At 52.5% G+C, this 25549-nt stretch carries 26 protein-coding genes and 1 tRNA gene; 8 read left to right on the forward strand and 19 right to left on the reverse strand.

Features of this window, described 5'->3' with window-relative positions:
* Nucleotides 1-7 precede the first annotated feature (7 nt).
* The 8 genes from AC01YT_RS01690 to AC01YT_RS01725 all read right to left on the reverse strand — a co-directional run bounded on the left by AC01YT_RS01690 (nt 8) and on the right by AC01YT_RS01725 (nt 7406).
* On the reverse strand, nt 8-2269 hold the full coding sequence (locus AC01YT_RS01690; protein WP_476672447.1) for a WD40 repeat domain-containing protein: 2262 nt from the start codon (nt 2267-2269) through the stop codon (nt 8-10).
* Nucleotides 2266-2853, reverse strand: a complete 588-nt coding sequence (locus AC01YT_RS01695; protein ID WP_476672449.1) for a 4Fe-4S single cluster domain-containing protein — start codon at nt 2851-2853, stop codon at nt 2266-2268. The genes AC01YT_RS01690 and AC01YT_RS01695 overlap by 4 nt, the downstream gene beginning before the upstream one ends.
* On the reverse strand, nt 2850-3071 hold the full coding sequence (locus AC01YT_RS01700; RefSeq protein ID WP_476672451.1) for a DUF2997 domain-containing protein: 222 nt from the start codon (nt 3069-3071) through the stop codon (nt 2850-2852). Before AC01YT_RS01700 ends, AC01YT_RS01695 begins: the two co-directional genes overlap by 4 nt.
* A gap of 13 nt (nt 3072-3084) precedes the next feature.
* Nucleotides 3085-3462, reverse strand: a complete 378-nt coding sequence (locus AC01YT_RS01705) for a DUF1257 domain-containing protein (RefSeq protein ID WP_315624193.1) — start codon at nt 3460-3462, stop codon at nt 3085-3087.
* 22 nt (nt 3463-3484) lie between these two features.
* The gene (locus AC01YT_RS01710) at nt 3485-5068 is read right to left on the reverse strand and encodes an Hsp70 family protein (RefSeq protein ID WP_476672453.1); all 1584 of its coding nucleotides are present in this window, start codon (nt 5066-5068) and stop codon (nt 3485-3487) included.
* A gap of 239 nt (nt 5069-5307) precedes the next feature.
* Nucleotides 5308-5682, reverse strand: a complete 375-nt coding sequence (locus tag AC01YT_RS01715) for a rhodanese-like domain-containing protein (protein WP_476672455.1) — start codon at nt 5680-5682, stop codon at nt 5308-5310.
* 35 nt (nt 5683-5717) lie between these two features.
* Nucleotides 5718-6209, reverse strand: coding sequence for an aminoacyl-tRNA deacylase (locus AC01YT_RS01720; RefSeq protein WP_476672457.1), 492 nt, complete (start codon nt 6207-6209; stop codon nt 5718-5720).
* A gap of 9 nt (nt 6210-6218) precedes the next feature.
* Nucleotides 6219-7406 carry a radical SAM protein gene (locus AC01YT_RS01725; RefSeq protein WP_476672459.1) on the reverse strand — a complete coding sequence of 396 codons (1188 nt, stop codon included), beginning with the start codon at nt 7404-7406 and terminating at the stop codon, nt 6219-6221.
* A 110-nt stretch (nt 7407-7516) separates the two neighbouring features.
* Between AC01YT_RS01725 and AC01YT_RS01730 the strand changes: the two genes are divergently transcribed.
* From AC01YT_RS01730 to AC01YT_RS01760, 7 genes are all read left to right on the forward strand, one after another.
* Nucleotides 7517-8734 carry a radical SAM protein gene (locus tag AC01YT_RS01730; protein WP_476672461.1) on the forward strand — a complete coding sequence of 406 codons (1218 nt, stop codon included), beginning with the start codon at nt 7517-7519 and terminating at the stop codon, nt 8732-8734.
* Complete coding sequence (locus tag AC01YT_RS01735; protein ID WP_476672463.1) at nt 8731-9480, forward strand: Mut7-C RNAse domain-containing protein; 750 nt, start codon at nt 8731-8733, stop codon at nt 9478-9480. The genes AC01YT_RS01730 and AC01YT_RS01735 overlap by 4 nt, the downstream gene beginning before the upstream one ends.
* A complete protein-coding gene (locus AC01YT_RS01740; protein ID WP_476672465.1) occupies nt 9477-10505 on the forward strand; it encodes an AIR synthase family protein in 1029 nt (342 codons plus the stop codon). Before AC01YT_RS01735 ends, AC01YT_RS01740 begins: the two co-directional genes overlap by 4 nt.
* A 59-nt stretch (nt 10506-10564) precedes the next feature.
* A tRNA-Arg gene (locus AC01YT_RS01745) sits at nt 10565-10636 on the forward strand.
* Between the two features lie 132 nt (nt 10637-10768).
* Nucleotides 10769-11473, forward strand: coding sequence for a zinc metallopeptidase (locus AC01YT_RS01750; RefSeq protein ID WP_476672467.1), 705 nt, complete (start codon nt 10769-10771; stop codon nt 11471-11473).
* An 85-nt stretch (nt 11474-11558) separates the two neighbouring features.
* Nucleotides 11559-13880 carry a hypothetical protein gene (locus AC01YT_RS01755; RefSeq protein WP_476672469.1) on the forward strand — a complete coding sequence of 774 codons (2322 nt, stop codon included), beginning with the start codon at nt 11559-11561 and terminating at the stop codon, nt 13878-13880.
* A gap of 57 nt (nt 13881-13937) precedes the next feature.
* On the forward strand, nt 13938-14558 hold the full coding sequence (locus AC01YT_RS01760) for a redox-sensing transcriptional repressor Rex (RefSeq protein WP_476672471.1): 621 nt from the start codon (nt 13938-13940) through the stop codon (nt 14556-14558).
* A gap of 31 nt (nt 14559-14589) precedes the next feature.
* Here the strand turns inward: AC01YT_RS01760 and mreB are convergent, their stop codons facing one another.
* The 9 genes from mreB to AC01YT_RS01805 form a co-directional block, all read right to left on the reverse strand.
* Nucleotides 14590-15597 (reverse strand): rod shape-determining protein, encoded by a 1008-nt coding sequence (gene mreB / locus AC01YT_RS01765; protein ID WP_315624205.1) that lies wholly within the window; start codon nt 15595-15597, stop codon nt 14590-14592.
* Between the two features lie 38 nt (nt 15598-15635).
* Entirely contained in the window at nt 15636-16070 is a 435-nt protein-coding gene (locus AC01YT_RS01770) for a F0F1 ATP synthase subunit epsilon (protein WP_476672473.1), read from the reverse strand.
* An 11-nt stretch (nt 16071-16081) separates the two neighbouring features.
* Nucleotides 16082-17488, reverse strand: a complete 1407-nt coding sequence (atpD, locus tag AC01YT_RS01775; protein WP_476672475.1) for a F0F1 ATP synthase subunit beta — start codon at nt 17486-17488, stop codon at nt 16082-16084.
* Nucleotides 17489-17515: 27 nt separating this feature from the next.
* Complete coding sequence (atpG, locus tag AC01YT_RS01780) at nt 17516-18424, reverse strand: ATP synthase F1 subunit gamma (RefSeq protein ID WP_476672477.1); 909 nt, start codon at nt 18422-18424, stop codon at nt 17516-17518.
* 14 nt (nt 18425-18438) lie between these two features.
* A complete protein-coding gene (gene atpA, locus AC01YT_RS01785) occupies nt 18439-20100 on the reverse strand; it encodes a F0F1 ATP synthase subunit alpha (protein ID WP_476672479.1) in 1662 nt (553 codons plus the stop codon).
* A 132-nt stretch (nt 20101-20232) separates the two neighbouring features.
* Nucleotides 20233-20811 (reverse strand): Holliday junction branch migration protein RuvA, encoded by a 579-nt coding sequence (gene ruvA, locus AC01YT_RS01790; protein ID WP_476672481.1) that lies wholly within the window; start codon nt 20809-20811, stop codon nt 20233-20235.
* Between the two features lie 5 nt (nt 20812-20816).
* Complete coding sequence (locus AC01YT_RS01795) at nt 20817-21653, reverse strand: TrmH family RNA methyltransferase (RefSeq protein WP_476672483.1); 837 nt, start codon at nt 21651-21653, stop codon at nt 20817-20819.
* On the reverse strand, nt 21641-22132 hold the full coding sequence (gene ruvC / locus AC01YT_RS01800; protein WP_476672485.1) for a crossover junction endodeoxyribonuclease RuvC: 492 nt from the start codon (nt 22130-22132) through the stop codon (nt 21641-21643). The genes AC01YT_RS01795 and ruvC overlap by 13 nt, the downstream gene beginning before the upstream one ends.
* A gap of 6 nt (nt 22133-22138) precedes the next feature.
* Nucleotides 22139-22894 carry a YebC/PmpR family DNA-binding transcriptional regulator gene (locus AC01YT_RS01805; protein ID WP_476672487.1) on the reverse strand — a complete coding sequence of 252 codons (756 nt, stop codon included), beginning with the start codon at nt 22892-22894 and terminating at the stop codon, nt 22139-22141.
* A gap of 152 nt (nt 22895-23046) precedes the next feature.
* Between AC01YT_RS01805 and AC01YT_RS01810 the strand changes: the two genes are divergently transcribed.
* Complete coding sequence (locus AC01YT_RS01810; RefSeq protein WP_476672489.1) at nt 23047-23763, forward strand: sortase family protein; 717 nt, start codon at nt 23047-23049, stop codon at nt 23761-23763.
* 9 nt (nt 23764-23772) lie between these two features.
* On the opposite strand, the gene AC01YT_RS01815 is transcribed toward AC01YT_RS01810, so the two are convergent.
* Nucleotides 23773-24564: a sortase gene (locus tag AC01YT_RS01815; RefSeq protein WP_476672491.1), complete on the reverse strand. Its 792-nt coding sequence runs from the start codon at nt 24562-24564 to the stop codon at nt 23773-23775.
* Nucleotides 24565-24581: 17 nt separating this feature from the next.
* Complete coding sequence (locus AC01YT_RS01820) at nt 24582-25328, reverse strand: response regulator transcription factor (RefSeq protein ID WP_476672493.1); 747 nt, start codon at nt 25326-25328, stop codon at nt 24582-24584.
* Nucleotides 25329-25549: the final 221 nt, after the last annotated feature.

Below are 25549 nucleotides of genomic sequence, written 5' to 3' on the forward strand. Positions count from 1 at the left end.
CTTTGGATCATAGTTGAATATCAAACTCCCCCACCTCTAACACCACCGGCTCGGTTACCTCCACATCAAAACGGGCTAACCAGCGATAGAGTTCGAGCAGGTAACGTAACCAGGCTTTTAAACTCGGGGATTCGGTCGCCGCCTTTTGCCACCGTTGTTCCAGGTATGGAATCTGTAACGCCGCCGGAAAACGAGGCACCGAACGTGCCAACAAGAGGGTTTCCAGATCCCAGAGATTGATATCCCCTGAGGCATGAGCGCTAAAAAGACGGTGTCCCTGAGGATAAATCCACAACCCCACTCCCGCCGAGGCAGGATCCGTTAAGCGCGAGATTACCTTACCACTGAAAATATTCCAGGCCGATATCGCACCCTCAAGATCCGTGCTAAACAACAACTGTTCTTCAGGATGAAAACACAAATGGCTTAAGCGCATCCCCTCGCATGCCACTTCCCACAGACGCCGCCCGTTCACAATATTCCACGCCCGCAACCAGCCATCCCGGCTATACGAAGCCCCTAATTGCCCCGAACTAACCGCCAGAGCCAGCAAGGTTTCCCCCTGATCCGGAAGTTCGGCGATTAAGGCTCCATCCATCCATCGCCACACCCGAATCACCCCTGCTGAACCGGCACTGATGAGCCGTTCACCATCTTCGCTTATGCCCAGACCGAACAGTTCCTCACCATCCGGGGTTGGGATTAAGCGCAGTTGTGGCCCAAATGGAAAACGCCAAACTCGAATAGTGCCATCAAATCCGGCACTAAACAGCACTCGCCCGCCGGGATGCATGACTAAGGCTCGAATCAACCCTCTATGACCGTTGAGGGTTTTTACCAGCGCTCCATCGCTCATACGAAAGACGCGGATAGCGTGATCGTTGAATCCGCCGATAAGATAATCACTCTCGGGGCTGAAAGCCAGCACGCGGGGTTGCCCCAACATACCTCCCAAACGGCGTGGGGGTAACCTCGAATCCACCAGATCCCAAATCCAAAGCGTTGCATCTGTGGTTCCTGCTGCCATCCAGGTGCCTTCGCGGTTAACCGTAAAACTCATTAATTCGGTTGCCACCGGAGGACGGAAAACAGCTATTCGTTGTACCTGGGGAGGATTCAGACGGCAGTTTTCGGCCAGGCTAGATAACATGCGAAACGCTTCGCGCTCCTCGTCGCCATCCGGTTGCCACCCTTTTTCTTTTAGCAGATGTAAAATCTGAACACCCCAATAAGGCGGTGCTACCTGTGCAATTTTCCACATCTCAACCCAACGTTCTGCTGCGGCAAGATGGGCCATGAGGGTTTGCCAATCGGCATCGCTCAGGTCTCGTATCCCTCGCACCACATGTCCCCGCTGGACGATGCTCAACCAACCAACTCGCCCGGTATAACGGCTTAGGTGAAGTAGGCGTCGTCGCACAAGCGGTGATGCCTGCTCATAGGCCATCGCCAACAAACGCTGATCAAGGTCTAGTGCTTCGTAACGTTCCCATTGTTGGGTTAGGAAGAAAAACAGTGCCCGTTGTACAGCATCTCGGGGGAGGCAACCCCGTTGACGCAAGATTTGTAACACCTGACCATCTTCATATCTCAGAAACAAGGCACATAATGCCTCTTGAGCCATCTCACTACCTGCTTGGGCTAACTTATCCAGATAATAGAGGATAATCTGGCGTTCACGCGAATGGGTAAAGCGAGTATATCGGTTAATCAGAATATCCAGCCCCTCTTCGGTGAGCGATTCCAGTGCGTGCACAATATCAATCCATTCCTCCCAACCCTGTCGCCGCGCCGCTTCAATTAATCGTTCGCGAAAGTCTGCATCCTGGGTTTCCAGATAAGCACCGGTAATATGAAGGCCCGAAGGATCATACTGACCATAGACTTCCGGATCCTGGTACAAGAAACTGAATACGGCTTGCAAGCCAGGAAACGGACAGGCCAGGTTGTATTTAAGGATGATAGCCGCTGCCTCCATATTGGCTGCATTCACTGCCAATTCAAACAACGTGGTACAACTGGAATCGCGTCCCTGCTGGGAAGCTCGCCGGGCTAAGGCTTGAAGCGCTGCCGTACGCACTTCCTCGAGTGGACAATAACGAACCGCCGCACCCAATGCCACATCGGCCTCCGAACTGTCCGCCTCTTCTAAAACAGCAACAGCACCTCGCAAAATCAGGGGCTCAATCCATTCCGGCGGGGAATCCAACCAAAGCGAAGGTTGAGTCAATAAGCGCTGTAAACGCTCCCAAGGCAATGTCACCATCATAGATGTAGCCTCATCCAATGCAGCGGGTCAATCCCCGAGATGTGTACCCCCCCACTCGAATCAATCATTACTTCAGACTCGGGCACCCGCTCCAAATCCGCCATCGAATAACGTGATGTAAGAAAGTGCACGGTTTTGTTTGTCGAGCCCAGCAACCCACGGGCTAAACGCCGTTTGGCTTGATACCGTCCAGCAATCACCACATCCACATGGTCTCGCACAGCATGCCCCCATGGCAAGGTTTGCACCTCTTCCCAGGTATAGCCCGTAAATAATATCACCGACCAAGGGGTTCTGCGGCGCACCTGTGACAGGAAATCCACTAATCCCTCGCCTTGTTGTAAAGGCTCACCACCACTCAAGGTCAGCCCCTCGCTTCGATCGGCAAAGGGCAAAATTGCTTGTAACAACCCCTCTACCGTCCACACCTCGCCCCCCTCAAACGGATGCGTTTGCGGATTAAAGCACCCCGGACATCCCAGGGTACATCCTTGAAACCAAATTACCGTTCGCAACCCCGGTCCGTTGGCTCGGCTTATGGGCTCTATATGGTGAACGCGAAGAGTACCGACAGACGCATTCATTTCTTGGTGTTACCCACCTCAACCCGACCAACCTGTTGAACACCGGAAGCAGGCGTTTCATAAGCCTCAGCCGTCATCTCCCGCTGAATAATCTTTCCGCCCAAAGCCTCTTCTAAGGCTGCGGTTAAGGACAAGCAGGCTTCTCCCTTAACACCGCGCACATGAATCAAAACACGCCCTTGCGGGTCAATTGTCACCTCAATCTCTTCGATCTTCATTCGAATCACCTCGCTATCCAATGCGGCGGAGCAACAACCGGATTTGCCCTGCTTCATTGGATTCTTCTACCAATGCAAACCCTTGGGCTTCCAACTGCTCGCGGGCGGCGTGATAGGCATAGCGTTGAGCCAGTTGACGCTTGAATTCCTCAGGTTTAACACCCATGACCCCAAACCAATCAGCCACGATTTCATAGACACCCTTGGTCTTACGAAAACCTATCGGGTAACTCAAACGCGGTTGAACTCGAATCTCTACCGCCAACTCCTCCCCCCGCACACTTTGGACCTTTAAATCTCCCTCCTCGGGCTCAAAGCCCATATCGCGCAAGGCGGCAAGCAGGTAGCGCTTCTCAACAAATTGGGTTTTGTAACGCGATATGTGAGACATGAGCAAAACCTCGTGTAACCACTCAAGTAAGGCGCACCACCGGTACCGCATTCAAAACCCGGTGGTGATGAAGAAGATCACGCGCATTAATGACCAGACGCTTTTGTGCATCCACAAAGAATTCAACCTCAAACCGGGGCTCGCCTTGGCTGGCAGGTGGATCGGCGACCAAAAACGTGGGGTTATTTTCATTCATCCAAAACAACGTTCGTGCTTCCTGCTCTTGTGGGCTAAGTGGAAGTAAACGAACGGCGCCGCCGGGGTCAAAAATGATCTCTACGCTTTCCTCAGTTCGAGGACGCGAATCGCCTATTTCAAAGATGGCCAATCCGAGTCTCTGCTGCCCCTCGTAGGCCGCTTTGATCGTTAATCGTGCCACCGGTTCAGGAGTCGGGTAGGGTGTACCTCTAGGCACAATAACCCGATAGTCATACTTTCCCCTTTGAGGATCAATATAGCGGATAGCATAATCATGTTGAATGTAATCAAAGAGTTCCACACCCCCAATGAACGCCGCCGTTCCTAACGCCACTGCTTCTAAAGGCCGATGCAGCAAAACCCGCTCACGCCCAAACCATTGACGTAGCAAGCGCTGCACCGCCGGAATGCGGCTACTGCCTCCGATCATGAGCACCGCCTGGATCTGGTCTTCATCGTACCCACGCTCACGTGCTTGATTAAGGGCGAGTTGAATCGTGCGATGAATATCAGTGAATAGTCCATGCGCATCTAATAAGTGTTCGAAATCCTCACGGGTAATGCGAAACGAAAGCACACTACCATCCGATAAGGACAGGGCATCTAAAGAGGCTTCCTTCTCAAACGAAAGCCGTTCCTTGATGTATTCGCTGTAAACCAGCAATTGGGTGCTGTGTTCACGCACCGCAGATTCTTCCTCGCTTCGGTTATTAAAGCGCAAGATCTCTTGAAAGAGCCACTGGTCAATTCGCGCGCCTCCCAGGTCACGTCCCGCCTTACCCAACACGCGGCAATGACGCCCGCGGGCATCAGCGGACTCGCCGAGTTGGATGACTGAAACATCCAGGCTTCCCCCACCGAAATCGAACACTAGATAAACCTGGCCAGGGTGCAGGCTCAACCCATACCCCAGCGCCGCTGCGGAAGGTTCATCTATAACGCGAAAGCGACGAATTCCCAACTCCTCTGCCAGAACCAACAGCCAATTCTCATAGTGCTCAAAAGCCTCAACGGGGACGCTAAATCCAACCTCTTCATCGGGGTGCAATTCTTCGAGCGCAAAAAACAACACGGTGCGCAGGAAATCGCGCCCGGCATCAGCCGGGCGAATGTCGCGCTGGCCGACCCGTAGGCGTAGCGGTGAACGATGGCTGATATACCGTTTCATCCAGCGCACCGTGTAGGGTGACGCATACAGACCACGTTCAAACACCTGCTGACCAATCCAGTAATCTTGCTCACTACTATAATGAATGACCGAGGGGATATAAGAAATAACCCCGCCCTCGCTTTCCTGTTGACGCCCGTAATCTGGTAAATGCAGCAACTGGGGCTGCTGGACTTCAGTATCCCAGAAAGCCAGTATGGTATTCGAGGTACCAAAATCAACCGCTAGTCTTCGACTCATGGCCACACCCATCAGCCAATGCACCACTGACCCACACCACAATGTGGGCTTGATTTGATTATAACGCAACGTTGGGCCGTTTTCTCAGCGGTTTCCCCCAGGCCCTCCTCGGCAGGTTACGGCTCAACCGGATAACCCGCTTCAGTCCAGGCCGCAAAACCACCTAAGATTGGTTTCACCTTCTGAAAGCCCTGATCTAAGAGATACTGCGCCGCACGGGCGCTCGATTCTTCAGCCGGTCAGGTACAGTACGTGATAATCAAGCGCGAGGGGTCAAGTTCGTTGATCCGTTGGGGCAATTCATTCACCGGAATATTGAGCGCACCCGGAATGTGGCTGGTAGCATAAGCACTGGCCGGCCGCACATCCAGAAAAACGGCGCTTCCCTCATCATAAACACGCCTAGCCTCTTCGAGAGTGATCCGCTCAACCTTTGGGTAGGGAATATTCGCGGAATTACCAACGGTCGTTGTCGGTTGTGATTGATTCTGCATCAGGAACCCCCACGCTCCATACAGCATCAATCCTAAACCGATCAGGATAAACACCCAGGGTACAATACGCCGCGTACCTTGCGATTGGGGTTGCTTCTTGGTCTTGCGGGTCGTTTTCATGTCGAATATTATAACAAATATTATCGTTATTGGCGTTATTCGTCGAAGCCTTTGCCATGCTCCATGGCTTTCAGATCCACTAATTCGAATTTACCCAATGCCGCAATCAAATCGTCTCGCCTTAAGATAAGTGCCTTTCCCGGGAAACCTGAACCAATCGAAACCTCTTCTGGAGCAAAAACCCCGGGATCAACCAGAATACGTAAGTGCAACGGCAACCCCAATGGGGATACACTACCCGGTGCATATCCCGTGACCCGGAGCACCTCTTCATCGCTCGCCAAAGTCACCCGCCGATGTCCCAGATAGTGTCGTAAGGTTGGCCAGTGCACATGATAACCTCCTGGAATGAGCACGACCACGAATTCATTTTTGGCAATCCGAAAAAGCAAGGTGCGGATCACCTGAGTAATCTGCTGTCCACGCTCAGCCGCTGCTTGCGCCAAATCTTGTGGCGGTTGGGAGTGAATGAAAACGCGATAAGGAATCTGTTGTGTTTGCAGAAATTCTTCTGCTGCCGTCAGCATCTTTTACACTCAGAATGTGAACGTCAATTGCCGCGCGGGTTGCCGACCATCTAGCAAAAGGTAGGGCGCCGCTCGTTCTACGTTCACGCCTAATTGGCGCAACTGCCGTAAATCCCGCAGCCGAGAAAGACGACGCACGCGAATGATCGCTAGAGCCGACCTTGGACCAATCCCCGGAACGCGTATTAACTCTTCGCGGGAAGCGCGGTTAACCTCCAGAGGATGGGTAAGGTAACGTTGCGCCCAAGCCATTTTGGGGTCCACCTCAAGCGCCAACCTGCCATCTGGGTTCAGGGGTAGTTCATCAACACTGAATCCATAATCCCGTAACAGAAAAGAGGCTTGGTAAAGACGCAGTGCGCGTTGTGGGTGTTCCGCTGGATGATCTTCTAGCGGGGTATCTTCAATCGGGCGAAAGGCGGAGTAATAAACCCGGCTAAGCCCTAACTGGCGGTAGAGGTGGGCTGTGATTTGGAGTAATTCAGCATCCGTTTCTCCAATTCCGACCACGAATTGGGTAGTGAGTGAAATCCAACGTGGGTTGGAGCGGTACTGCTGGTTAAGCACCGCCTGGTGGGCCAATTGGAGGGGTTCTAACAATCGGTTTTGCGGTACTTTGCGCGGCGCCCAGTGCTCCAGGTATTGGTTCCCCGGCATTTCTAAGTTAATCGAAACCCGTGAGGCTAATGCCACCGCTCGTTCTACTTGCGCCGGTTCGGCACCTGGCATCAATTTCAGATGCAAGTAGCCCTGAAATCCCAGTTTGTTGCGCAAAACTTCCGCGGTAGCAATCAAACGATCCTGGGTGCGGATTCCTCCCCCGGCAATCCCCGAAGATAAAAATAAACCCTTTACTAGGCCAGCATTGTAGATCTGAAGAAATGCCCGCGCTAATTCTTCCGGCTGAAAAGTCGCCCGTCGAAAATCTCGTCCGACTCGAAACGGACAATAAGCGCAGTTATATTCACACACCGAGGTCAGGAGTACCTTCAGCGCCGGGATTTTCCGCCCACCCTGCAAGGTTACGTGGCTGATATGATCTAAAAGGCGCGTAGCCGTTTGAGTGGATCGCGCCGTATGGCAGACAGGCGGGGCTTGGCCCCCAGGGTTAGGCTCCGCATCCACCTCTAATCCATCGTCTTGAGAAAGTAAGGCAAGTTTCTGAAGCCAGTCCATGGCAATTTGATTATAGAACAAATTTTCCGCTTGTGCAACCAAATATTTGAAAATGGATCAACCACTTTTAATAGCCACCAGTCTGTTATACTTGAAACACAAATAACCTCATTTTGAAGGATCATCCGTCCATGGTTGTTCTAGGCACCTGGAGGGGTTATAAACTGACCTTAAGTTTCAAGTCCAGTGGCCTAACCGTCAGTTTCGAGCAGACCGGACAAACCACGGTCTATGGTTATGACTGCGCTGGGCGCCTCTGGACAGGGCTCGAAAACGGGATATCGTTTCGCCGTGGCCTGGATGGCAAGGTTGTCGCCAAATGGCGCCAACCAGGCAATCAGGCAGCACGGCGTTGGCTTTCACCTACCGAAGCGGAAGGGTGGATATATCGTGCGCATCAACAAATGCGCACTCTGCTCACCGCCATTGAAAATGGGGAGGCACACCTGGAACGCCTGCTCTCGGATGACGAAACAGAAATGGTAAGAACAGCGGCAGGATTTGACCCTCAGCGCGCCACCGCCGATGCAGCCCAGTATTTTCATGTGTATAAACCCATCGGTATCCTGCCTCCCGATCAGTACATGGCAGTGGTGTTACAAGCCACCGAAGGGTGCTCTTTCAATACCTGCACCTTCTGCAACTTTTACCGCGACCGCCCCTTTCGCATCAAAACGCCCGACGCATTTCAAAATCACATCTTGGCTGTTAAGGCTTTTCTGGGCCCTGGACTGAGCCTGCGCCGAACCATCTTTCTAGGAGATGCCAACGCCCTGGTGGTACCCATGCCGCGCTTGGTGCCATTATTCCAGAGCGTTCATGAACACTTTGATGTCGAAGCCTTGGGTGGAATTTACGCTTTTTTGGATGGCTTTAGTGGAGAGAAAAAAAGCCCTGCCGATTTTGCCCAATTGGCCGCGCTGGGTCTCAAACGGGTCTATATCGGCATGGAATCGGGGAACGCCGAGTTATTACGTTTTTTGCAAAAACCCGGTGAGCCCGAGGATGTTATCCGTACAGTCGAAGCCCTTAAGAGCGCCGGCGTAGCCGTCGGGATCATCATCCTATTAGGCGCAGGCGGGCACACCTTCGCCCTTCAGCACGTCGAAGATACGATCCAAGCGCTTAACAGCATGCCGCTCGATATGGAGGACATCATTTACTTCTCGGAATTGATCGAGAGCGAGGGGATGCCTTATGTCCAACACGCTTACGAAGCAGGTCTGCATCCTCTTTCACCCGAGGAACGCCTTATGCAAGGCCAAGAGATTGAAGAACGTTTGGTTTTTAGCGAAGAGCGCGGCACGCCCCACATTAGCCGCTACGATATTCGTGAGTTTGTATATTGAGTAAGTTTGCTATGGGATGGATTTACCTCCGTTTTCACGGTTGCTTAAACGATTTTCTTCCTGTGACTCAACGCGAACAAACGATCAACTATTGGGTCAAGGAAAAAACTGCGCTCAAGCACATCATCGAAACGTTAGGCGTGCCGCATCCCGAGGTTGGATATGTCGAAGTCAACGGCCACCCTCAACCTCTTACCTATCACGTCCAGGATGGCGATGACATCCACGTCTATCCCTTTACCCTGAACGGGAGCGATGCCCTCACCCTCGACCCCCGCTTTGTGTTAGATAACCACTTAGGCAAACTTACCCATTACCTACGGCTATTGGGATTCGATGCCTTATACGATCCTAACTGGCAAGATTGCGACCTGGCACTGATTGCCAATCGCGAAGACCGTATCCTGCTCACCCGTGATCGCGGCTTGCTCAAGCGCAATCTCGTTCGGCGCGGATATTGCGTGCGCGCCCACAATCCTCGCGACCAAGTCTTCGAAATCATTCGACGCTTCAACCTCAAACACCTGGTTACCCCTTTTCAACGTTGTCCGCGCTGCAACGGGTTATTAGAGTCGGTTAGCAAGCAGGAAATTCTAGACCGTTTGGAACCGCTGACGCAGTTATACTACGATGAATTCGATCGCTGTACCCAATGTGGTCAGATATACTGGAAGGGCTCGCACTACGAACGTATGCTGCCCTTTATTGAGAAGGTCTTAAATTATTGCAATGGAGATTCATCATGAATGCCGTGCTACCGGTAGGAAAATTACCGCATCATCTTCTGGCCGACTTGCTGGCACAAGCCCCCAGCCACCATGAGCGCGTTCTACTAGGGCCTGGAATCGGTCTGGATTGCGCTGTTTTGGATATGGGAGAGACTGCCCTGGTGCTCAAGACTGAACCGATCACATTTGCTACACAAGAGATTGGCTGGTACGCCGTGCAAATCGCCAGCAACGACATTGCCACGACCGGCGCCTTACCACGTTGGATGCTGACAACTCTTCTCTTGCCCGAGGGCAAAACCACCCCCGAACTGGTGAGCACAATTGGACGGCAAATTTTCCAAACCTGTCAGCAGTTGGGAATAACCTTGATCGGAGGCCATACCGAGATCACCTATGATCTGCATCGCCCCATTGTTGTGACCACGCTGATCGGCGAAATCGAGAAAGCGCACGTGATCACCCCGCGCGGTGCTCAAGCCGGAGATGTGATTATCCTAACTAAAGGCATCCCTATCGAAGGATGTGCAATTCTTGCCCGAGAGTTTGCCCACCGATTGGAGGAAATCCTAACCCCTGAAGAAATCCAAACCGCACAACGTTACATTTACGAGCCAGGCATTAGTGTACTACATGATGCCCAACTGGCCATTGCCGCTGGTCGGGTCACCGCCATGCATGATCCCACTGAAGGCGGATTAGCAACGGCGCTGTGGGAACTTGCCGAAGCCGCTGGAGTCCGCTTGTGTGTGGAACAAAGTGCCATCCCTATATCACCGTTAGCCCAAAAGATCTGTGCCTTTTTTGGCCTTGATCCTTTGGGGACGCTGGCCTCAGGCGCTTTGCTGCTGACCGCGCACCCCCACGATGCCCCACAGATTCTAAAGGTCCTTACCTCAGCCGGTATTCCTGCCGCCGCTATCGGGCGCGTAGAAGTTGGCACACCGGAGGTGTTCCTCATCATCCAAGGGCAAGAACGGCCCTTACCCCGCTTTGCACGGGATGAAATTGCTCGCTTTTATGAGCAGCAAGCCGTTGCATGACCTCCTCGCTCAACCTTAAGGACTCTCCAAATTGTGGTAAAATTTGAGTGGCACTCAATGCGCCCGTGGTGAAGTGGATATCACGTTACCCTCCGGAGGTAAAATCCCGAGTTCGAGTCTCGGCGGGCGCACTTGAGTTTTTTGTTTTTAATACTTCATCGAAAACTCATTCATATGTTAATACCCCGCTTATATTCTGTTGGTATAAATTCCAGTGAACTGGTTATAATGTCATTAGCGAGACAAGGATAAGGAGGACGACAATGTACTACCCATTCTTATTTGGTGGCTACGGTTTGTACCTGCTTTTCAGTCTGCCGGCGTTGATTTTGGGCTTATGGGCTCAATACAAGGTCCAAGCAGCTTTTAGCAAATACTCGCGCGTGCGCACTATGAGCGGCCTAAGTGGAGCTCAAATTGCACGGCGCATGCTCGACATGTACGGCTTGCAAGATGTGCGAGTTGAACAAGCAGGAGGATTTCTGAGTGACCATTATGATCCACGCGCAAAAGTGCTGCGATTGAGTCCAGAGGTCTACTCCAGCCCCAGTGTGGCCGCCGCCGGCGTAGCCGCTCACGAAGCCGGGCATGCGATTCAAGACAGCCAGGCCTATGCCATGCTTCAACTACGCACGGCGATTGTGCCTACAGTACAAATCGGTTCCTGGCTCGGTCCTATCATTTTTGTGCTTGGTTTTCTCTTCCAGGCCGATTCCATCGCCTGGTTGGGGGTGGGACTGTTCGGATTGACCGCTCTCTTCGCCCTGATCACCCTGCCAGTGGAAATTGACGCTTCGAATCGAGCCAAGAAGTGGCTGGCAACCTCAGGCATAATCTATAACCAGGAAATGGAAGGGGTGCGCAGTGTGTTAGATGCGGCCGCGCTCACCTATGTTGCCGCAGCCATTCAAGCCATTACCACGGTGCTTTACTACGTTTTCCTCTTAATGGGACGCCGCCGCGATTAAGGATAAAAACATTCCTTTTAACCAAAACGGAGCCTTCTCGGCTCCGTTTTTTTATTTTCCGCCAACCCTTATAATAGCGTAAGCCATGAAAGCGCTACATGACTTGTCTGGCGCAATCCTTCGCCGTGTCCTTGCGCCACTTCTCGCCCTGGCCTGGTTGCCCCTGGCCTTAGGGATAGACATGCTCGCCAGGAATACCACGCCACTCCCTCCCCAATGGCGCTATACAGATGTACGGCAACTGGATCCCATCGATATAGAAACCCCACCCCAATGTGATTTTATTGCTGCCTATGCCCGTACCTATCGTGCCGACCTTGAGATTCGTCTGGATTTTCTAAACAGCCTGAGTCAAACAGATTGTGATCTCTATTTAGCGATGGATTGGCATCCCGGGGGCAGTTTCGTTTTGCCTATTCAAGCCACCAGCCCCAGGGCATGGGATGCCTTAATCATTATCCAAGCCAATCATAAGCCCACCATGAGATGGCCCTCAGGAGAATTGGTCCCCCTAAAACCCCTCATACTGCGCGATCCGCAACAGGATACCTGGACCATCCGCCTGAATCGCTACCTTTTTCCGGGCTCTCAGCATCAGGCTACATTCATGGCTTGGAGCACGTTACCAGGTCAAGATTTAATTGCCGATTCTATTGGTCCATTTGCATTATCCGCTTCACCCCCACCGCCAGCACCAGTCGCACTGGTCTTTTGGGATACCTTACCCGCCGCAACCCCAGCCCAGACCTTGCGCCGTTGGGATGGAGCTCACACCGGGCCCTACGGGCAGCGGCACGGATTACGTCATCTAATCGAAGCCGCTTCTTATTATCATATTCCCATTATCCTGACCGATCTGCTCCAGCCTACCTCGCTAGCCGGACTTGATACGGTCGGGGGTCTGAAAGTAGTACAAGACGCTTATCGTCAGGGAACACTAATCCTGCCTACACCTGCCATCGGTGCACCTCCTATAACTCCTTGGACTTATTCACTAGCCCAGGATAATCGTGCCAAATTCGACTTCGGCGCTTCCACAGTAAACTTCGGTGCCTTTTCCGTGACGAATCTCCCCCCTGGCCAGACTTACTTCTTTCGTTACAAGGGCTCCCCTCATATTTTTCAGGTAAACCAAACCCGCTTGATCCCGCTTCCTACCAGTTTTTTATCAAGCCAGCCTGTTGATCCCCAAATAGACTCCACCAGGGATTTTACGCTTCCCGTCAAACAAGCGCTGATTAACTCCGCCCTTTCACCGGATAAAACGGATGTCGTCATCCTAGGTGAGAGCCTGCCCGGAAGCCCCTGGGGAGATCGCAGTATAGTCTTTACTGCTATGGCCTATCTCGCCAATCATCCTTGGATTCGCGTGCTTAACGCAAATGACCTTCAGTTTTTCCCCGCTCAGAAAGTTGCATTCGAAGCCGTTCTACCCTGCTCTGATCTATGGTGCACCAAGGCGTCCTCGATTCCTATCACCCCGGTTGATGCAGACTGGCAGGCGCAGTTGAAGGCTACCATCGAGACCTTAGAACAAACCCCTGTAACTTCGCGCACTGAGGCACTTCGCACCAGTTTAATTCTCACCACTGCCCTGCTTAGCCATCCTACTGCCGATACTGCTCTCCAGGCGCTACGGAGGCAGTACCAGGGTGAATTGGGTTACCTGAGGGAAGCCCTGATCTGGGCTTTGAATCCCACTGATCTTCAAACCTGCGAGCGCGATCTGGATGCCGATCACCACCCAGAATGTATACTCAGTAGCACTACCGCATTTGCCATCATTGACCCCCAAGATGGACGGTTAGCATACCTCAGCCTGATCCAATCCGGGCACGCAATCCCCATTGTGGCCTCGAGCGCTCAATTAGCGGTGGGCTTGAGCGATCCATCCCTGTGGAATCCGGAAAATGGTCTTTGGGCTGACCCCGGTGTGATTCCCGGTGCAGTCATCTCCCCACCGCTGGAAACCCCCTACCAGGTCGCGGCCATGGATTCTTATTGCCTCACCTTGACTAACCCTTCCAACAGGGTAACAAAGCAGTACTGCCTGCAGCCCAAAGGACTGACCCTTGAATTAAGTGGGATTTTCTCCAATTGCAACCTCTGGTTGCCCCTCGTTGTATCATCCGAACAACGCCTAACACCCCATTGGGCACAACGTTACTATCTCAGCCATATTGCTCCCAATCATGTTGTTTGGGCTGTTCTAGGACAAGGGTTTGTGGAGATCAAGGTAAGCCAGGGCGACATTGAGATCACATCTTTCACAGACGCACTGCCCTGGTTGGGACTACCTGAAGATCCTAACCGGGATTATCCTGCCGGGCATTATCTTCCTTTTCCTTTAGCTCTACTTACCATAAAAGACCCAACAAATCTTCTATTAGAAATCATTTTGCATTAATGCGATTGTCCTAAAAACAGTATAATATCTGTAGAATCTTTCACAACAGAGGTCGCAATGGCCGAACAAAGTGTACCCGATATTGTCATCGGAAGATTACCTCGTTACTTACAAGCGCTAGAACGCATGCGTCTTGAAGGCATAACAACAACCTCGTCATTGGAACTGGGACAGCGACTCGGTATCTCCGCCGCTCAGATTCGCAAGGACTTATCCCATTTTGGCGAATTTGGCAAACAAGGCACCGGTTATTCAGTGGAATTCTTAATCGAGCAATTGCGCGCAATCCTTAATCTCAACCGCATGTGGGATCTGGCGCTGGTGGGTGTGGGCGACTTGGGAAGCGCTCTGGCCCGTTATCAAGGATTCACCAACCGCGGTTTCCGTATTGTCCTGGCCTTTGATAACGATCCCAAAAAAATTGGGAAACGCATTGGTCATCTTGTAATCGAAGACAGCGCCACCATCCCGGAACGCATTCGCCAAACCGGGGTGAAGATCGCCATGCTAACTGTTCCAGCCGCCGAAGCCCAGAAAGTCACCGATTGTTTGGTTGAAGCCGGGATCCGCGCCATTCTCAACTACGCACCGATTCACCTTGTCGTTCCCCCTGGGATCATTGTTGAGAACATTGATCCCATCCTCAAACTCCAACACATGACCTATTACTTGGATTGAGGCGGAAGCGTTTGGGGATCAGACGAAGACACTACACGTAAACCAAACTGCGCCGCAGCAGGTCACGCATTGCCAGGGCTTTAGCCGCGCCCTGAGCGGTGCAGGTAGTGGGATTATCCACCAGATAAACCGGGATGCCCAGTGATTTCGTGAGGTAGGTATCTATGCCGCGCAAGAGTGCGCCCCCTCCGCATAGGGCCGCCCCGCGGTCAATAATGTCCGCAATTAATTCGGGTGGCGTCTTCTCCAATACCCGCCGCACTAAGGTCACAATTGCCTCCAGCGGTTCTTCCAAGGCATCCACAATGTCTGCTGTCGTCAGTGTCACCGGACGAGGCAGTCCGGTAACCTGATCCTGGCCTTGCACTTCTAAACTTTGCTGTTCTTCCTGAGGTACCGCGGCCCCAATGCGAATTTTGAGTTGCTCAGCCGTTGGTTGGCCAATTATGACCCCATACTTCTTACGTACATACGTCATGATAGCCTCATCCATGGCTAGCCCACCGGTGCGCGCAGTTTCAGCTGCCACAATATCATTTAGGGCTAACACCGCAACCTGGTTTGTTCCTCCGCCTAGCGAAATAATCATATTACCACTTGGGGTATTGACAGGCAAATCCAACCCCAGCGCTGCGGCCAAGGGCTGCTGAATCAGGTAGACCTCTCGACCGCCGGCCTCTAAACCGGCTTCGTGAACTGCTCGTGTCTCGACACTGGTAATTCCATAGGGAATCGTGACCATCAACCGTGGGCGGAAGAAAAGCATCGGGCCACAAATCTTTTTGATCAAGTATTGGAGCAAAATTTCGGTTACCTCATACTCTGCAATAACGCCATGCTGCAGCGGGCGAACCACTTGAATGCGTTCCGGAACACGCCCAATCATATCCTTGGCAGCCTGCCCCCATTCCACCAGTTTCTGTTCATCCACTACGATGGCTACAACCGTAGGTTCTTGAAGCAGAATCTGGTTGCCTTCGGCAATAACGGTATTGAACGTGCCCAGGTCAATACCCAATTCACGCGATAATAGGGGCATAGTAACTTAATTCCTTTCTTTCCCCAGCATCGTCTTACCTACTCTCGACGCTCACGCTGCATCCGCTGTCGGTAGCGTCGTACGGCTTCAAGACGCAAATTCGAGCGCCGCAAGGCCGCCTGCAATTCGAAATACTCATCTGAATCCTGAGGAATGCCCGCTTTCAGCCGCTCTTCCGCTCGACGCTTCGCAGCCTCAGCGCGCTGGACATTGATCTCCATCACATTTTCCGCTGCATCGGCCAGCACGGTCACTTGATCGGGCTGCACTTCCGCTACCCCACCGGCAACGGTGAAATACTGCTCTTCGCCCTGTTTTCGCAGGATAATAATCCCATAGCGCAACGCCGTAAGCAAGGGGGCGTGGTTAGGCAAGATGCCCATCTCGCCTTCAACCCCCGGCAGGATGACAATATCCGCATCCCCCGAGAAAACCACGCGGTCTTGAGAAACAATTTCACAGCGAATCGGCATGCGCTATTCCCTCATGCGGTGGTTTCAAGCAACTTTTGCGCCTTCTCACGCGCCTCATCAATGGTACCCACCATATAAAAAGCCTGCTCAGGCATGTCATCGCACTTACCGTCAAGGATCTCGCGAAAACCACGCACAGTTTCACGCAAAGGCACGTAACGGCCTTCCAACCCGGTGAACTGCTCCGCCACAAACATGGGCTGAGAGAAGAAGCGCTCAATTTTGCGCGCCCGCGAGACGAGCAACTTATCCTCTTCACTCAATTCATCAATACCCAAGATGGCGATAATATCTTGCAAGTCCTTGTAGCGCTGTAAAACGCGCTGCACCTCGCGTGCGGTGGTGTAATGTTCCTCGCCCACGATGCGCGGGTCCAGAATACGTGAGGTGGAAGCCAGAGGATCCACAGCAGGATAGATTCCTTTTTCCGCAATTGACCGCTCCAGGGCAATCGTTGCATCAAGGTGGGCAAAGGTGGTCACCGGCGCCGGATCGGAATAGTCATCAGCAGGCACATAAACCGCCTGCATAGACGTAATCGAGCCATGGCGGGTAGAGGTAATGCGTTCTTGCAGTTCGCCCATCTCGGTCGCCAATGTAGGCTGATAGCCAACCGCCGAGGGCATACGGCCCAGCAGAGCCGAGACTTCCGAGCCGGACATGGTAAAGCGGAAAATATTGTCAATAAACAGCAAAACATCCTTACCCTGATCACGGAAGTACTCTGCCATAGAGAGTGCTGTTAAAGCCACACGCAGGCGCACCCCCGCCGGCTCATTCATCTGCCCAAACACCATAACCGTATCCTTCATCACCCCCGATTCGAGCATCTCGCGGTAGAGTTGAGTGCCCTCGCGGGTTCGTTCACCCACCCCGGCAAAGACCGAGTTGCCCTGGTGCACAGTTGCAATGGAACGGATTAATTCCATGATAATAACGGTCTTTCCCACCCCGGCACCGCCAAAAATACCCGTCTTGCCACCCTTGGTAAACGGTGCGATCAGATCAATAACCTTTAGACCGGTCTCAAAAACTTCCACACGGGTGGATTGCTCGGCAAATTTAGGCGCCGGTCGCCGAATGGGATAATACACATCAGAAACCACTGGCCCCTTGCCATCCACAGGTTGCCCCAGCACATTAAATACACGCCCCAACGTTGCCGGCCCTACCGGCACTGTAATCGGAGCATAAGTACGGCGCACCGGTAAGCCGCGCATCAAACCATCGGTAGAATCCATCGCAATACAGCGCACCCAGTTATCGGGTAACTGACGTTCAACCTCTAGAATCAGGGGCTTACCTTCAGGGCGAAGTACTTCCAGTGCCTCGAAAAGTTCGGGCAAATCCCCGGCTGGAAAGACAACATCAACGACACCACCTAGGATTTGAACGATGCGACCACTAGCCTGATTCATCAAAAAGCTCCTCCCAATATGCTGACGTCATCGAGCCGGTTCAGCCAAGTTTTGCGCCAGCGCCTCGGCTCCTGCAGATATATCGAGCATATCACTGGTGATGGCTTGCTGGCGGGCTTTGTTGTAATCCAATTGCAATGCTGCTATCAACTCGCGTGCATTCTCCGTGGCATTCCGCATGGCCACCATACGTGCCGCATGCTCACTGGCAATGGCCGATAAAATAGCCCGATAAATTTGAAGCGACGTAAAGCGCGGTAAAATCTCATTTAAGATTTCGGTGTGCCCCGGCTCATACGTAAAAACGGCATGCGTGGGATGCGTGGCTTCCGGGGAGTGAACATCCATGGGCACAATTTGGGGTTCCAAAGGCAGTAATTTACGCACCCGCGGTTCCTGGCGCAACATACTGATGAACTCGGTATAAGCAATATAAACCTGATCGTAATGTCCTGCCAGGAACTCATCAATTGCCAATTGCCCAATGGGGGCACAGTCCACAAAACGTGGCGTGGCCGGCAAATCTACAAATTCTGCCACGACGCTACGCCGCCTCCGCGATAGCATGGCCGCTCCCTTCTTTCCCACCGCCACGTAACTGACCGGCGCATCAAAATCACGAAAGACCTGCAGGGTATGGCGCATAATATTGACGTTGTACGCGCCAGCCAAGCCGCGATCGGAACTAACGAGAATGACCAGAACCGGACCATTGCCGGCACGCTGGGTCAGTAATGGGTGCAGACTTCCGGCGCCGGGCTGACGTGCCAGATGTAACAATAATTTCCAGGCCTTTTCAGCATATGGACGGGTTTGAGAGTAAGCCGCAATAGCCCGGCGTACCTTGCTGGCACTGACGGTTTCCAACGCCTTGGTCACCTGGGCCAGGTTCTTGACCGAGCGAATACGGTTACGCATCTCGCGGATGGACGCCATTATTTTCCCCCGCCTTAGAGCCAGGTATTGCTAAACGCCTGGAGCGCCTCACGCAGTCGCGCTTCAGTTTCCGGCGTGATCATTTTCTTTTCAGCAATATCCCGCCCAATTTCAGGATGTGAGGATTCCATATAACGCAGAAGTGCCGCTTCCCAGGCCTTAACCCGTTCCACTGGCACCTGATCGGCAAAGCCATTAACCCCGGCGAAGAGCACAATAACCTGATTTTCCAATGACATCGGCTCATATTGCGGTTGTTTGAGTATCTCTTGCAGGCGCAGACCGCGATTAAGTTGCGCTTGAGTAGCCTTATCCAAATCAGAACCAAACTGGGCAAAGGCTGCCAACTCACGGAAGGCTGCCATATCCAGGCGCAAACGCCCTGCCACCTGTTTCATGGCTTTGGTTTGAGCCGCCCCACCCACACGCGATACGGAGATACCCACATTGATCGCCGGGCGAATTCCCGCATTGAACAGGCTGGTCTCAAGATAAATTTGCCCATCGGTAATCGAAATAACATTGGTGGGAATATAGGCCGAGACATCACCCAGTAGTGTTTCAATGATCGGAAGCGCTGTTAACGATCCGCCAGTGCCCTCGACCGGCACGACCTTGTAGTTTTCGGCGTTTGGCATCGCCTTGAGCGCCTCGTCGGCCTCCATCTTTGAACGGGGGCCTTTGAAGACCTGTCCATTCACACCATCCTCGGCCTTAGCCTTGGGATGAGGATAATCTTTCGGCACAATAACGTAGTGAGTCGCAAGGCGCGCAGCACGTTCTAATAAACGGGAATGGAGATAGAATACATCACCGGGATAAGCCTCTCGCCCAGGTGGGCGGCGCAACAGCAACGAGATTTGACGATATGCCCAGGCATGCTTGGAAAGATCATCGTACACCACCAGCGCATCGCGCCCATTTTCCATAAACTCCTCGCCGATGGCACACCCAGCATAGGGCGCGATATACTGCATCGCCGCCGGGTCATCTGCCGAGGCCATTACCACTACGGTGTGGTTCATCGCCCCATATTGCTCAAGCAAAGCAATCGTACGGGCAATGGCGGCCTTCTTCTGCCCAATGGCGACATAAATACAAATGAGATCTTTGCCCTTCTGATTGATAATCGTATCAATCGCAATTGCCGTCTTACCCGTTTGACGATCACCAATGATCAGTTCACGCTGCCCCCGTCCAATCGGGATCATGGCGTCAATGGCTTTGATCCCGGTCTGGACTGGGGTATCCACATCTTGCCGTTCCACCACACCGGGGGCAATACGTTCAATCGGTCGGTAGCGCGTGAAGCTAATTGGGCCCTTACCATCTATGGGTTCACCCAGCGCATTGACCACCCGACCGATCAACCCATCGCCTACGGGAACGGAGGCGATACGCCCCGTGGTTCGCACCTGCATTCCTTCTGTAATAGTCGAAAAATCTCCCAAGACGATGACCCCGACCTTATCTTTTTCCAGGTTGAAGGCGATTCCCATGATACCATTTTCAAACTCCACTAACTCTTGAGAACGTACGGTCGTTAATCCCTCTACCTGGGCAATCCCATCGCCGGATTCAATCACCGTGCCAACATCACGGACTTCCAGCCGCGGTTGGTAGGCTTCAATGCGTTGCTTCAACTCGGTGGTAATTTGCTGGATAAGATCGGTCATCAGCCCTCCTTGAAGAAATGTTCTAAGTTATCCATTGAAGTTAGTGCCTTAGCCTTAAATTCACAAGAGGACAAAACACGAAACAATCATACCTGAAACACACACCTTTGTCCAGAAAAACCCTTCATGCGGTTAAGGGGCGAGATGTTGTAGTGCCAGGCGTAACCGCTCTTCTACATCCGGAGGGGCATCACGTGGGATGGATTGAAGAGCCGCTTGGGCTTCCACTACACTATAGCCCAGATGCGTTAATGCCTCCAATACCTGATGATCCACCTCACTAAACCCCGCCAAGCCGGTGAATGATTCTTCACGCCCAATTTTATCCTGCAAATAAAGGATGATCTTTTGAGCCGTCTTGCGCCCCACTCCAGGCACACGAGCCAGGAGGTCAGGTTGTTCGCCGTGTACGGCCTGCTGGATCAAACCCACCGACAAAGCGCTCAGAATCGCCAGCGCCAGCCGCGGTCCTATCCCATTCACCCCAAGTAACAGGGTGAAATAATGTCGTTCTATCTCGGTTTCAAAGCCATAGAGCGTCCACCCATCTTCGCGCACGACCAAGTGGGTGTGAAGAAACATGGGTACCCCCACCTGAGCTTGCCGCGCTAAGGCTGCCGGCACAAAAACCTGCAGCCCCAACCCACCCAAACGCAGGACAAGGTGATCATCACCCACATGCGCCACTTCCCCTTCAATAAACGCGATCATGCTGTCTACTCCTTATTTGCACCCAAACCCGGCCGACTTTCCCGCCGCCGACGTTGATTAAAAATCTCATATAAAACAATTGCCGTTGCTATGGCAACATTAAGCGAATCCACCCGCCCTACCATAGGAATAGCCACCATCGCCTGACACAATGCCGCATAGTGTGGTGAAAGCCCTTCGCGTTCACTGCCCATCATCACGATTAAACCCTGAGGATAAATAAACTCGTGGTAATCCTGGTGGGCTTTGTCTGAAGTTCCAATCAGGGTTGGGTGAGCCTGGGCACACCATTGTAAAAACTCTTCCTGGGTGGTGCGGACCAATCGTTGAGTGAAAACCGCCCCCATACTGGCCCGAACCGCCGCCGGATCATACGGATCGGTCGTGTGCTCCAAGAGGATCACCCCTTTAGCACCGACAGCATCTGCCGTGCGCAGAATGGTGCCTAGATTACCAGGATCTTGGATGGCTTCTAACGCCACCCATAATTCACCGGCATTGGGATTGACCATAGATAGCGGTGCCCAGCGCTGGCGCGCCACGGCTGCAAGGCCCTGCGGGTTTTCTTTAAGCGCAAGGCTTTCAAACACCTTCGCGCTAACTTCAACAACCCGCACCCCTTTTTGGCGCGCTTGCTCAACGTGTTGCCAGGCAAACTCACTGCTCAAGCGTTGTGGCGCTACCACCAGCATCTCAATGGGCCAATCTTGCTGGATGGCTTCGGCGACCAACCGAATGCCCTCGATATAAAATAAGCCATACTGTTCGCGAACCTTACGTTCGCGCAATCGTCGGATCAATTTAAGCCGTGGGTTAGCAGGGCTGATAATCAGACCATCCATTGCCGGGCTGTGCGCAAATGATGTAAATGGCAGATGGCAACCGCCAACGCATCCGCGGCATCATCCGGGTGGGGCACTTCGGGAAGATTAAGGAGTAACTGTACCACGTGCTGAACTTGGTTTTTGTCTGCTCCCCCATATCCTGTCACCGCTTGCTTGACCTCTAGTGGTGAGTACTCACCAACGCTCAGGCCTGCTTTGGCGAGTGCCAATAAAGCCACCCCTCGCGCCTGTCCTACGGCGATGGCCGTACGCACATTGCGCTGAAAGAACAATTGCTCCACCGCGGCACTTTCGGGTTTGAAGCGCTGAATGAGCGCGCTAAGCGCATCAAAGAGTTGGGCTAAGCGCTGTTCTAAAGGCAAAGAAGGCGCGGTGGTCACCACGCCGTACGTTACGGCTTCCAGACCATACCCCTTATCCTCTACTATTCCATAACCGGTCGTGGCGGTGCCGGGATCAATACCCACGACCATCATGAGGGGTTAACCTTCGCCAATGGCCATTAAGGCTTCATCAGTAATGCGCAGGTTGTGATAGACGTTCTGCACGTCATCTAAATCTTCTAAGGCTTCAATCGCGCGCAATACTTGGAGTGATTCGTCTGTGCCTAGTTCAATCTCTTGGGTGGGAATCATGCGCAATCCGGCTTCCTCTGGCTGATACCCTGCTCCACGCAGGCCGTCCAACAGGTTCTTGAACGATTCAACGGGTCCAACAATTTCGATGATATTCCCATCCATAGTGACGTCATCGGCCCCTGCCTCAACCGCCACCTCAAAGATCTTCTCAAAATCTTTCTCCGAGCCTTGCAAGGCAAAGTAGGCTGCTCGCTTAAACTGCCAAGCAACCGAGCCTGCCTCCCCCAAACTTCCCCCGGCTCGCGTTAGAACATGGCGAATCTCGGCCACGGTTCGGTTGCGGTTTTCGGTCACGCATTCAATCATCAAGGCCACACCATGGGGAGCATAACCCTCGTAAAAGACTTGCTCCAGTGCTCCACCTTCTTTGCTTTCGCCGGTGCCGCGCTTGATGGCACGTTCAATATTCTCTTTGGGCATATTGTTGGCACGTGCTTTTTCAATCGCCAGGCGCAAGCGCACATTGGCTTCAGGATCACCCCCCCCCTCACGTGCGGCCAACACAATTTCACGTGCCAAACGGGTAAACAATTGTCCCCGTTTGGCATCCATAGCGCCTTTCTTGCGCTTAATCGTTGCCCATTTTGAATGTCCAGACATGCTACCGACTCCTTAATCGAAGAGTTTCACATTCCCACACCCGTTTAGGTTGATTATACCACAAGGGCAACCTTTCATTTTTGTTAGGACACTTTACAACCGCCTTATAGCGCTTGCTTAGCCCCCTGTAATTTCCGGATAATAAGCGCGCTATGGACAACCTCACCTTCAAACGTCAATTGGCACGAGCCATAAAACCCTGGTTGAAATTCTTTCTCATCTTTGGGGTGTGGATAAGCACAACAGCACATGTGGTTGTTTCTCATCCGATACGAGATCCAGGGTTAGTCGCCGGACACGATGTCGTCACATCCATGATTACATCGCTAAATTTGGAAACCTTTCAGGCTTTTCGGGCTAGCCTTACCTTAAATGGTCAAGCCGATCAGCCCATTGGCCTTTATGCTGAAGGGATCATGGCTTATCCCATTGTGCAGCAGCCCACCTCTAATCCTGCGTTCGTTTCCACCCAACCGGACACACTCACCCACTTTGCCCTCGCTCAACGTTATGGTAGTTTGGGGTTACTGGCCCATAATCACTTAGCAGGACAAGCCTTCTTTGCCCTTCAACCCAAACAAACCTTATGGGTGGTTTTCGGTGATGGCAGTTTGAAGCGCTATCGCATTGTAACCATCGAACGGTACCAAGCCCTACAGCCCCATTCGCCCTATTCCAAATTTATCAACCTGGATGATCCTCAACAAAAGGTACTCAACGCTACCGAATTGTTCTTGCATATTTACGAAAATCCAGGCGCCCTGGTTTTACAAACCTGCATCGCTCAAGGTGATGAACTGTCTTGGGGGCGCTTGTTTGTTATCGCCCAACCCGAAGATACGGCACCACGAAGACTTCCGCTGTCGTAGCGAATTGTTTCATTGTGGTTTGGCGCCCGGCAAGGGAGATTGACCAATGGGCCGTGCCACAATGACCAAACGATGCGTATTGGAATTCGCCGGCCAGCACGTGACCAAGGTGAGTCGCTCATCCAGAGAGGGCTGAATCCAACGTGCGTTCTCTAGGCGGGTCTGCAAATCAGCATCTCGTTCGGGCAGGATCATCACGTTGACTATCTGATAACTGAAACGCCGATTTCTCCCTTCCATCACAATGAGATCCCCCGCTTCCAGTTCGTGAAGTCGTTCGAACACTTTGCCATATACATTGTGATGCCCGATAAGAACCGTATTCCCCACCTGGCCCAACCTTGCCGTTTCGGTAGGCCAACCCGCGGCGAACTCATCCGGTGCCAGCCACTGTTCGTAGATAGTCTCACCCACTTTGATCTTGCGCGCCTTGACCGGTATAACTGGCGCATCTAAATCAATTTTGGCGATGATCAGGCGCTGAGGGATTGCGGGTAAAGGCGTAAGCGTTGGCTCAGGGACGGGCGTGGCTTGATTTGTCCCCGGCTCAGTCATTCCCTGCTCCGATTCCTCGCCCTTAGGCGTGGAAATCGCCAATGTCGGCGCACCTTCTTGCACGTTCATCAACGTTAATGGCACAAAGCCGCTTTGAGACGATGGTTCCTCATACACAACAACTTCTTGATCAGCGCGCCGCAACTCCGCCCACCGATAAAGGCTCACGCCCAAGCCGATTACGCCTACAAGCAGCAATAAGATACCGCCGAAGCGCCACCCATCAAATCTAAAATGCAGTTTCATTGGCCCTGACGCAAAAATCACCCCTCACCGGTTTCCAATTTATACCCCAACCGATCCACGTTAACGATTAAATCGACACCGGCAGGGTCAACATGCCCCAATTTTCGACGCAGCAAGTAGATCAAGAACTTAATGCGCTGGCGCGCCTGAGGCAAATCTTTTCCCCATACAGCTTCTGAGAGGGTCAAGTAATCCACGACCTCAGGGGCATGCCGGGCTAGAGTGGAAAGCACCTCAAATTCCTTCACCGTGAGGGGGATACGTTCACCCTTATATCGCACTTCACGCGATTGGCTCTCGATAATAAGACCAATCTTCGGAAAAGCAAAACGATAGGCTGGCTGAGGACGCCGTGAACGGCGTAGAACGGCATTAATTCGCGCTAAGACCTCACCACGGTAAAATGGTTTGGTCAGATAGTCGTCTGCACCCAATTGAAAACAGTCCAATAAGGTTTCTTTGCTATTAATCGCCGTCAGCACCATGACCGGGGTTGGACTGAATTGTCGTAATTGGCGTAATACCTCCCAACCGTCCATCTCCGGCATCATCAGATCTAAAAGAACGAGATCCGGGGTAACGGCATGATACTTCTTGAGCGCTTCAACCCCATTCGCAGCGCTTAGTACATCAAAACCTGCTGAGCGCAAAATCTGTTTAAGTAATTGGGTGGTATCTGGATCATCGTCAACAATCATGACTCGCGAACGCTGGCCAGCATAAAGCTCATCCAGATCCGCTCCTACAGGTTGACTTAGTGTCATGGTGACACCTCCTCCTTCGAAAGAATATAAAAAACCGACCCAGGGCCGGTTTCGCTATTTGGCTCCCCGAATGTCCGCCTGAAGTTATCAGGCAAGCGACCATATAAGACATCCGGATCCTCGCCGCCACGTACTTTTTATCTTCGTTTTTATGATCTGTTCGGTTATAAATCCATTATAGTGAGGTAAGCCCGACTTGTCAATCACACACATCTGACGTT

It is taken from the genome of Thermanaerothrix sp. (genome assembly GCF_056331585.1).